Here is a 7850-nt window from a genome sequence, read left to right on the forward strand (position 1 = left end):
GGTGGGGTCCGGCGCCGGAGGGTGACGAGCGGCGGGCGGGTGGCTGGGCAAACCTCGCCGTCGCCGCTGCGTCCGGCGTGAGAGAGGATCGCCATGTGAGCGAACTGCACTACCTGACCGCGACCGAGCTGGCCCACCTGATCAGGACCAGGCAGCTGGGCGCCGTGGAGGTCCTCCAGGCCCACCTCGACCGCATCGAGCAGGTCAACCCGAAGGTCAACGCCATCGTCACCCTCGTCGCCGAGCAGGCGCTCGACGCGGCCGAGGCGGCCGACGCGGCGCTCGCCGCCGCCATGCGATCCGGCGCGCTGGGATCAGGCGCCGCGAGATCCGGGGCCGGCGCGCCGGGACCCGGCGGGGCCGGGGCGGGCGATGCCCACGGAGGGCTGGGGCCGCTGCACGGCGTGCCGATCGCGCACAAGGACCTGGTCGACACCGCGAACATCCGCACGACCTACGGATCGCCGCTCTTCGCCGACCACGTCCCCACCGAGGACGACCTAATCGTCAAGCGGCTCAGAGCCGCCGGATCGATCACCCTGGGCAAGACGAACACCCCCGAGTTCGGCACCGGCTCGCACACCGTCAACGAGGTGTTCGGCGCCACCAGGAACCCCTACGACCTGTCCAAGTCCGCCGGAGGCAGCAGCGGGGGCGCCGCCGCCGCGCTGGCCGCCGGCATGGTCCCGCTGGCCGGCGGCTCCGACATGGGCGGCTCGCTGCGCAACCCCGCCTCCTTCTGCAACGTCGTCGGCCTGCGCCCCACGCCCGGCCGGGTGCCCTCCCCGTCCGACACCGCCGCCTGGTACACCCTGGCCGTGGAGGGGCCGATGGCCAGGACGGTCGAGGACGTCACGCTGATGTTCTCGGTCATCGCCGGGTTCGACCGCAGGTCCCCGTACTCGATCAAGGAGGTCTTCGCGCCCGAGCCCGAGGAGGGCGTGGCGGGGATGCGGGTGGCGTGGAGCCCCGACCTGGGCGGGCTGCCGGTGGACCCGAGGACGGCGGCGGTCACCGCGACGGCGCCGGCGGTGTTGGAGCGGCTGGGCGCGCACGTCGAGCAGGTCGAGCTGGACCTGTCCGGCGCCGAGGACGCGTTCCGGACCTACCGGGCGTGGAACTACGCGCTGACCTTCGGCGACCTGATCGGGCTCGGTCCCAACACCGCCTGGAACGTCGAGCAGGGCCGCCAGGTCACCGGGGCCGACCTGGCCCGGGCCGAGCAGGCGCGCAGCCGTCTCTACCAGCGGATGGCCGCCTTCTTCGACACCTACGACGTGCTGATCGCGCCGGTCAGCCAGGTGCCGCCGTTCCCGGTCGAGCATCCGTACGTGAGCGAGGTCGACGGGGAACGGATGCCCGACTACCTCGCGTGGATGCGCTCGGCGTACTGGATCAGCGTCCTGCACGCGCCCGCCGCCTCCGTCCCGGCGGGGTTCACCGAGGACGGCCTGCCGGTGGGGGTGCAGATCGTCGGGCGGCCGTTCGAGGACGCGAGGGTCCTGCGCGTGGCCCGCGCGTTCGAGCAGGCCACCCAGTACGGCCTGCGCCGCCCGCCCCTCTAGAGGGGGCGGTGGTCCAGCGGGGTGGACGGCTCGCCGTACGGATGCCGCAGCGGCGACTCCCGGTAGCCGTGCATGCCCTCCAGCAGCCCGAACAGCCCCACCCCGAGCAGCGGCCAGGACACCAGCACGCCGGACGCGGTCAGCTTCAGCGCCCCGGGGACGATCTTGACCCCGGGCGCCGCGGCGGCCGAGACCGTGACCGCGCCGAGCGTGAACGTGGACCCCGTCCACAGCGTCAGCATCGACGCCAGCACCCCGCCCGCGCACAGCCCGAGCAGCACCGGCAGCATCCACCGCCGCGCGGCGAACCAGGCGACCCCGCCGCACAGCAGCCCCAGCCCGCCGGTGATCACCGCGAACCAGCCGTCGGCCGCGATCAGCGCCTGCGTGGTCGGGTCGGCCAGGACCGTTCCCTGATCCGTGATCGCGTAGGGGGCGCGGGGGGACAGGCCGGACCAGAGCAGCCCGGCGGCGGCCCCGAGAGCGGCGAGCGTGAGGACAGTTACCGCAAAAGCGCGTACTTCCCTCGTCACGCCACTCCCCCTCATATGTACGTCTGAATCACTTGATGGTATCCCCCGGCTAGGCTCGCTTCGTGATTGCAGAAGAGGTCTGGTCGATCGAACCCTCCGGCCCGCTCCGCGGGGACGTCGAGGTGCGCGGGTCCAAGAACGGGGTGTCCAAGCACATGGTCGCCGCCATGCTCGGCAGCGGCGAGAGCAGCATCCACAACGCCCCGGAGGTGGGCGAGGTCGGCATCACGGCGGCCATGCTGGAGGCGCTCGGCATCAACGTGGAGATCTCCCGCACGGAGATCAGGATCGCGCAGGGCCCGGAGATCAAACCGCGGGTGCCCGACGCGTTCACCGGGCTGAACCGCATCCCCATCCTCATGCTCGGCCCGCTGCTGCACCTGGCGGGGGAGGCGTTCGTCCCGCTGGTCGGCGGCGACCCGATCGGGCGGCGGCCGGTGAACTTCCACGTCGAGGCCCTGCGCTCGATGGGCGCCGAGGTGGAGGTGGGCGACACCGGCATCTACGCCAAGGCCAAGCGGCTCAACGGCACCAGGATCGAGCTGCCGTACCCGAGCGTGGGCGCCACGGAGACCATCCTGATGTCGGCGGTGCTGGCCGAGGGCAAGACCGTGCTGAAGAACGCCGCGATGGAGCCTGAGGTGGTGGAGCTGGCGCTGTTCCTGCAGCGGATGGGGGCCAGGATCGAGCTCTCGCCGGACCGCAGGATCGTCATCGAGGGCGTCGAGCGGCTGCGCGGGGCCTCCACGTGGCTGAACGGCGACCGCATCGAGGCGTTCTCGTACCTCGTGGCGGGGCTGATCACGGGGGGCGAGGTGCGCGTGCACGGCTGCCCGCAGGACCGCCTGGTGACCGCGATCACCACGCTGGCCAGGATGGGCGCCCAGTTCGACATCAACGACGAGTACCTGTGCGCCACCGCGCCCCCGGAGGGGCTGCGCGCGGCGGCCGTGCAGACCGACACCCACCCCGGGTTCATGACGGACTGGCAGACGCCGCTCATGGTGCTGTTCACCCAGAGCCAGGGCATGTCGGTGCTGCACGAGACGGTCTTCGAGAACCGCCTGGTCTACGTGCCCGCGCTGCAGAAGATGGGCTGCGAGATCGAGGTGTTCGACCAGTGCCTCGGCGGGCCCGCCTGCCGCTACCACGACACCAACGCCAGGCACTCGGCCGTGGTGCGCGGTGTGTCCCAGCTGAAGGGCGCCGACGTGACGCTGCCCGACATCAGGGCCGGGTTCTCGGCCGTGCTGGCGGCGGCGGTGGCCGACGGGACCTCCACGCTGCGCGGCGTGCACCACATCGAACGCGGCTACCACCGGCCGTTCGAGCAGTTCGCCTCCCTGGGTCTGAACATTCGCAGGCAACGGTAAAGACGCGGGAAGCGGGCGTTTGCCGACGATCGGGACGCCGCAGATCCACTGACGTGACCGTACTCAGATCTGTCTGCGTGCTCGGAGTCGCGGGGGCGCTCGGCGGAGTGCTGACGGCGGCACTGGTCGCGCCGGTGGTCAGCGGGGGCGGCATGGCCGCGATGAACGTCGCGAACACCTTCGTCGACCTGCCGCCCGCTCCACGCGAGGAGCCGCTCGCCCAGGTGACCAGGCTGCTGGACAAGGACGGCCGGCCGTTCGCCCAGTTCTACGAGGCCAACAGGACGGCCGTGCCGCTCGGCTCGGTCGCGCCGATCATGCGCAAGGCCATCGTGGCCATCGAGGATGCCCGTTTCTACGAGCACGGCGGCCTCGACGTCCGGGGCACGCTCAGGGCGCTGCTGACCAACACCCAGGCGGGCGGCATCAAGCAGGGCGGCTCGTCGCTGACGCAGCAGCTCGTCAAGAACATCCTCGTGGAGAGCGCCCGCAGCGAGGCGGAACGCGACAAGGCCCGCGCCCCGAACCTCGCCCGCAAGATCACCGAGCTGCGGTACGCGCTGGCGCTGGAGGAGAAGTACCGCAAGGACCAGATCCTGGAGCGCTACCTGAACATCGCCTACTTCGGCGCGGGGGCGCACGGCGTGGAGGCGGCGGCCAGGCGCTTCTTCTCCACCTCGGCGTCCAGGCTGACCTTGACCCAGGCGGCCACGCTGGCGGGGGCGGTGCGGATGCCGTACTCGACGGATCCCTCGCTCGGCCGGGCGCAGCAGGCGCGGCTGAAGCTGCGGCGGGACCTCGTGCTCGACCGCCTGGCCGGGCTCAAGCAGATCACCCAGCAGGAGGCGGCCGCCGCCAAGAGCGCGCCGCTGGACCTCAAGCTCAGGCCGGAGCCGGGCGGGTGCGAGCAGAGCGAGTACCCGTTCTACTGCCTGTACGTGCAGCGCGAGCTGCTGTCGAACGAGGTGTTCGGCAACACCGCCGCCCAGCGGCGGGCCAGGCTGGCCAGGGGCGGGCTGACGATCAGGACCAGCCTCGACCCGATCGCGCAGCGCGCCGCCGAGCGCGCCATCCAGAAGAACGTGGACCCGGAGGACACCGAGGTGGCGGCCGAGGCCATGGTCGAGCCCCTGACCGGGCGGATCAGGGCGATGGCGGCCAGCAAGCGGTTCGGCCGCAACCGGGGCAACAGCAAGAACGGCCCCAAGACCACCTTCAACCTGGCCGCGGACGTGGCGCACGGGGGCGGGCAGGGGTTCCAGGCGGGCTCGACGTTCAAGGTGTTCACCCTGGCCACCGCGTTGCAGCAGGGATGGAGGTTCGGCGACGGGTTCCAGACGCCAGGCGAGCTGGTGCCGGCGCAGGGCTACCGCAACTGCGCGGGCCGCGCGGTGAACGACCCCGACTCCCGCGTGCTCAACGCCGGCGGCGAGGGCGAGGGCGGCCCGCACAGCATCGAGACCGGCACCTGGAAGTCGGTCAACATCTTCTACATGATGCTGGAGCGCAAGGTCGGGCTCTGCAACGTGGTGCGGACGGCCAAGGCGCTCGGCGTCACCCGGGCGGACGGCGGGCCGCTGAAGGAGGTGCCGACGTTCACGCTGGGCGTCAACGAGATGGACCCGGTGACGGTGGCGGCGGCGTTCGCGGCGTTCGCGGCCAGGGGGGTCTACTGCCGGCCGCTGGCCATCCAGGAGATCACCGGCAGGGACGGGCGGCGTACGCACGTGCCGCCCGCGTGCGAGCAGGCCATCGAGCGGCCGGTCGCGGACGCGGTCAACCACGTGCTGAAAGGCGTCTTCGACAAGGGCACGATGCACGGGCAGAGCATCGGCCGGCCCGCCGCGGGCAAGACGGGCACCAACAACGGCTACACCTCGGCTTGGTTCGCCGGCTACACGCCCGCGCTGGCGGCGGCGGTCAGCGTCGGCGACATTCGGGGCTCCTACCGCTTCCCGCTGCAGAACGTGAAGATCGGGGATCGCTACTTCGGCTCGGTGCAGGGCGCGTCGCTGCCGGGGCCGATCTGGGTGGAGTCGATGGAGCCCGCGCTGCGGCGGGTCGAGCCCAGGGGCTTCCCCGGGCCGGACATGTCGCGCTTCGGCGGCGGGCACACGCCCGGGCTGGAGAAGGCCCTGGCCGAGGAGGAGCTCAGGAAGAGAAGGCAGGACGGTCACCCCATGGGCCGGCGGCATCGCCGGCTCTTCGAGTGGCTGCTCGGCGAGGGCGGGCTGGAGCAGCTGCTCGGCCCGCCCGGCCGGCGCGGCCATCACCACCGGGGCGCGCCGCGCGAGCGGATCCGCCGGGCGGCGCGCGGCTAGCCCTGCTTGCCGATGGGCGCGGTGACGGCCCTGGTGAGGGCGATGAGGTTGTCGGGCGCGGTCTCGATCTGCAGGCCGCGCTTGCCCGCCGAGAAGTAGATCGTCTCGAAGTCGAGCGCCGAGGAGTCGACCACCGTCGGGAGCTGCTTGCGCTGGCCGAGAGGGCTGATGCCGCCCACGACGTAGCCGGTCACCTTCTCCACCCTGGCGGCGTCGGCCATCGCGGCCCGCTTGCTGGACAGGGCGCTGGCCAGCGCCTTGAGGTCGAGCTTGCCCGCCACCGGCACGACCGCCACCGCGAGGCCGCTCTCCACCTCGGCCACCAGGGTCTTGAAGATGCGCTCGTAGGGGACGCCGAGCGCGTCGGCGGCCTCCTCGCCATAAGCCTGGGCGGAGGCGTCGTGATCGTAGGGATGGAGGGTGAAGTCGGCCTTGGCCTTGGTCAGGGCCATGGTGGCCGGCGTGCCGCCCTTGCCTTTCGATGTGCTCACGGAATTCGATTGTAGCGAATCTACATTGTAAAGGCGCGGCCGGGGGTGTACCCGAACGCCCGCCTGAACACGTCGATGAACGCGCTCGCCGAGGCCCACCCGCAGCGGTGGGCGACCGCGGTGACGGCCGTGCCGTCGGCGAGCAGCAGCAGCGCGTGGTGCAGGCGGAGCTGGGTGCGCCACTGCGGGAAGCTCATGCCGAACTCGCCGCGGCACAGCCGGGCCAGGGTGCGGTCGCTGGTGCCCGCCTGCGCGGCGAGCTCGGCCAGGGTCCTGGGGTCGGCGGGGTCGCGGTGCAGGATCGCGCAGACCGCGGCCAGCCTGGGGTCGGCGGCGGTGGGCAGGTGCAGCGGCTGCTCGGGGGCGCGTCTGAGCTGGTCGAGCAGGACGGCCCGGAGCCTCGCCCGCTCGCCGGGCCGATCGTCCGGGTCCGCGTCCTCCGGGTGGTCGCCTGGACGGTCCGGGTCGTCGTCGGTGTAGGCGATGATCAGCTCGCGGAGCAGGGGGGCGACGGCGAGCACGGCGGGGCGGTCGAGGCCCAGCGGGTTGCGGGTGAGGCCGACCAGGCGCAGGTCGGTGTCGCCGTGCGCCCGGTGCTCGTGCACGGTGCCGGCCGGGACCCAGATCGCCCGGTTGGCGGGCGCGACCCAGGTGCCCGAGCCGGTGGTGACCGAGAGGACGCCGCGGCAGGCGTACACGATCTGGTGGGTGTCGTGCCGGTGCGCGTCGATGCCGGTGCCCGGTGCGAGCGGGCGCCGGCCGGTGGGCGCTTCCGGCAGATGGCGGATTCCCGTCATAAGTTGGCATTTTATCGGAAGCATGCCAGCGCCCGCTGGGCGATGATTCGAGGCGTGAACAGGATCCCCATGCTCGCCGCCGGTCACGCCACCGTGGACTTCTACCAGGGCGCGGTCCCGGCGCTGGTGCCGTTCCTGGTGGCGGGGCGCGGCTACGGGTACGTTGCCGTCTCCGGCATCGTGCTGGCGGCGACGCTGCTGTCGTCGATCGTGCAGCCGCTCTTCGGGGTGCTGACCGACCGGTGGCGGATGCCGTGGCTGATCCCGGTGAGCATGGTCGTGGCGGGCGCGGGGGTGGCGTTCGGCGGCGTGACGGACTCGTACGTGCTGACCTGGCTGGCCGTGGCGCTGTCGGGGCTGGGCGTGGCGGCCTACCACCCGGAGTCGGCGCGGCTGGCCAGGATCGCGAGCGAGGGCAGCCATGTGCGGATGAGCTGGTTCTCGCTGGGCGGGACGCTGGGGTTCGCCTCGGCGCCCGTGCTCGTGACGCCGCTGCTGGCGGGGTGGGGGCTGGGCGCCTCGCCGTTCCTGGCGGCGCCGGCGGTGCTGGGGGCGGTGGTGACGCTCCCGGCGATCCGCGCCCTGGCGGGCGGCCAGGTGGCGGCCAAGGTCGCCGAGCCGGGCTCCGGCCGCGACGACTGGCCGTCGTTCGCCAGGCTGACGGCGGTGATCGTCTTCCGCTCGGTCGTGTACGTGGGGTTGAGCGCGTTCGTGGCCCTGTACATGGGCTGTCTCTTATACACCTCTCCCAGCCCACGAGACCCTAAGCC

The 7850-nt window shown here is 72.3% G+C and carries 7 protein-coding genes; 4 read left to right on the forward strand and 3 right to left on the reverse strand.

Features of this window, described 5'->3' with window-relative positions:
- Positions 1-95 precede the first annotated feature (95 nt).
- Positions 96-1565 carry an amidase gene (locus tag ETD85_RS57815; RefSeq protein WP_138698330.1) on the forward strand — a complete coding sequence of 490 codons (1470 nt, stop codon included), beginning with the start codon at positions 96-98 and terminating at the stop codon, positions 1563-1565.
- On the opposite strand, the gene ETD85_RS57820 is transcribed toward ETD85_RS57815, so the two are convergent.
- On the reverse strand, positions 1562-2098 hold the full coding sequence (locus tag ETD85_RS57820) for a hypothetical protein (RefSeq protein WP_138698331.1): 537 nt from the start codon (positions 2096-2098) through the stop codon (positions 1562-1564). The two genes, ETD85_RS57815 and ETD85_RS57820, sit on opposite strands and share 4 nt — an antisense overlap.
- 62 nt (positions 2099-2160) lie before the next feature.
- On the opposite strand from ETD85_RS57820, the gene murA reads away from it, so the two are divergent.
- Positions 2161-3471, forward strand: coding sequence for a UDP-N-acetylglucosamine 1-carboxyvinyltransferase (gene murA / locus ETD85_RS57825; RefSeq protein WP_240780096.1), 1311 nt, complete (start codon positions 2161-2163; stop codon positions 3469-3471).
- 53 nt (positions 3472-3524) lie between these two features.
- Positions 3525-5792, forward strand: coding sequence for a transglycosylase domain-containing protein (locus ETD85_RS57830; protein WP_240780097.1), 2268 nt, complete (start codon positions 3525-3527; stop codon positions 5790-5792).
- On the opposite strand, the gene ybaK is transcribed toward ETD85_RS57830, so the two are convergent.
- Both ybaK and ETD85_RS57840 read right to left on the reverse strand, forming a co-directional pair.
- Positions 5789-6244 (reverse strand): Cys-tRNA(Pro) deacylase, encoded by a 456-nt coding sequence (gene ybaK, locus ETD85_RS57835; RefSeq protein WP_138698335.1) that lies wholly within the window; start codon positions 6242-6244, stop codon positions 5789-5791. The genes ETD85_RS57830 and ybaK overlap by 4 nt on opposite strands.
- 59 nt (positions 6245-6303) lie before the next feature.
- Positions 6304-7080, reverse strand: a complete 777-nt coding sequence (locus ETD85_RS57840; protein ID WP_138698332.1) for an AraC family transcriptional regulator — start codon at positions 7078-7080, stop codon at positions 6304-6306.
- Positions 7081-7134: 54 nt separating this feature from the next.
- On the opposite strand from ETD85_RS57840, the gene ETD85_RS57845 reads away from it, so the two are divergent.
- Positions 7135-7850, forward strand: a 716-nt coding sequence (locus tag ETD85_RS57845) for an MFS transporter (protein WP_476739311.1), incomplete at its 3' end; no start/stop codon positions are given.

Origin of the sequence: Nonomuraea zeae (assembly GCF_005889725.1) — a bacterium.
In the GTDB taxonomy this organism is placed as follows: Bacteria; Actinomycetota; Actinomycetes; order Streptosporangiales; family Streptosporangiaceae; genus Nonomuraea; species Nonomuraea zeae.